Source organism: Actinoplanes sp. NPDC048791, assembly GCF_040650095.1.
Taxonomy (GTDB): domain Bacteria; phylum Actinomycetota; class Actinomycetes; order Mycobacteriales; family Micromonosporaceae; genus Actinoplanes.
In genome coordinates this window covers 1-1,742 of sequence record NZ_JBEZGQ010001408.1, presented here as the reverse complement: position 1 = coordinate 1,742, position 1,742 = coordinate 1, and the positions used below count along the sequence as shown (strand labels likewise).

At 72.4% G+C, this 1,742-nt stretch carries 1 protein-coding gene and 2 pseudogenes; 2 read left to right on the top strand and 1 reads right to left on the bottom strand.

The window, feature by feature from the left end:
• Together AB0C29_RS46865 and AB0C29_RS46860 are read left to right on the top strand one after the other, a co-directional pair.
• Positions 1-587: universal stress protein (locus tag AB0C29_RS46865; RefSeq protein WP_360834651.1), on the top strand; the 587-nt coding region annotated here is incomplete at its 5' end.
• Positions 568-1,014: pseudogene (locus AB0C29_RS46860) on the top strand (GAF domain-containing protein); the annotation flags it as partial. The gene AB0C29_RS46865 and the pseudogene AB0C29_RS46860, both read left to right, overlap by 20 nt.
• Here AB0C29_RS46860 and AB0C29_RS46855 read toward each other — a convergent pair.
• Positions 1,001-1,742: pseudogene (locus AB0C29_RS46855) on the bottom strand (D-alanyl-D-alanine carboxypeptidase); the annotation flags it as partial. The pseudogenes AB0C29_RS46860 and AB0C29_RS46855 overlap by 14 nt on opposite strands.

Below are 1,742 nucleotides of genomic sequence, written 5' to 3'. Positions count from 1 at the left end.
TCGGGCACCGGGGTCGCGGCGGCTTCACCAGCCTGCTGCTCGGTTCCGTCGGGCAGCAGGTCGCCACCCACGCGCGGGTGCCCGTGGTGATCGCCCGCGGCCGGGCCGACGCGGCCCGTGGGCCGATCGTGGCCGGGGTCTGCGGCTCGGCGACCGACGACGCGGTCCTGGATGAAGCGTTCGCGACGGCGGCCCGGCACGGGGCCCCGCTCGCCGTGCTGCGGACCTACGCCCCACCGACCCCGCTGTGGGTGGGTGACATCCCGGCCGCCGGGGACGGCATCGCCACCCTCGACGCGGCCGCCCGCGAGCGCCTCGAGCAGCAGTTGGCCCCCTGGCGCGCCGACTATCCGCAGGTGGACGCGGAGGCGGTGGTGTCGCCGGACGACGCCGGCGCTGTGCTGGTCGCGGTGTCGTACACCGCCCGCCTGGTGGTTCTCGGGCGCCCCACCCACAGCGCGGTGGTCAACACCCTGATCGGATCGACCGGTCTGCATCTGCTGCACCACGGCGGCTGCCCGGTGCTGGTCACGCCTCCGGCCGCCGTCGCCTCGATAGCATCAGCGAATGGTCGCGCCCAAGGGTAACGAGCAGCCGTCGCTGGGACTGACCCCGCTGTCCCGGGTCCGGCTCGACGAGCTGCTGCAGGAGATGCTGGTCCGGGTCGGCGAGGTGGTCACCAGCCGGGAACGGTTGCGCGCTCTGCTGGACGCCGTGGTCGGCATCGGCACCGACCTGGACCTGCGCAGCACCCTGCAGCGCATCGTCGAGTCGGCCTGCGCGCTGGCCGGCGCCCGCTACGGCGCGCTGGGCATCATCGGCACCGACCGGCAGCTCTCCGACTTCATCACCTACGGCATCGACCCGGCCGCGCACGCCAAGATCGGCGACCTCCCGCACGGCCGCGGCGTCCTCGGCCTGCTGATCACCGACCCGCAGCCGGTCCGGCTGCCCGACATCACCAGACACCCGCGCTCGTACGGGTTCCCGCCCAACCACCCGCCGCGACATAGCTGTGCCGGGCGAGCTTGGTGAAGCCGGTCTTGCCGCCGAGCGCCCCCGGATAGTTGTAGATCAGCTTGTTCTCGTTCTGGATCTGGAAGCCGCCCTTCTTCAACTTCTTCTGCGCCGGGATCTGCGCCCGCTCGGTCAGTGCGTACTTGCGGAAGTCCGGCTTGGCGAAACACTGCCGGGCGATCAGGGCCAGGTCGTACGCGCTGGTGAACTGCCCCGGCCCGTCCAGCCCGGACGGCGTGACGGCATGCGTCTGGTACGCACCCAGCCGCTTCGCCTCGGCGTTCATGGCGGCGACGGTGGCGGGCAGCCCACCCCGGCCACCACCGAGCCGGGCCAGCGTGTTCGCCGCATCGTTGCCGGAGTTGAGCAGCAGTCCGAGCCACAACGTGCTGACCGGATACTTCCCGCCCTTGAGCAACCCGACAGCCGAGCTGTACGGCTCGATGGCCAGATCCCCGTCGGTGATGGTGGCAACCTGCTTGGGGTCGATCTTGTCGATGACGGTGGCCACGAGCAGCAACTTCTGGACGCTGGCGGGGGTGCCGTACACGTGGGGGCCGCAGCCGCCGAGGACCTCGCCGGTGTCCAGATCCGCGACCAGCCAGCTGGTCGCGGTGAGGGCGGGCGGCCTCGGGGCGCCGCGCGGGATGATCAGGCCGTCGGTGGCCAGGGCGTCGCCGCCCACCGCGCGGAGGACGGGGTCGTCCTTGGGCGGGGTGGGGCGG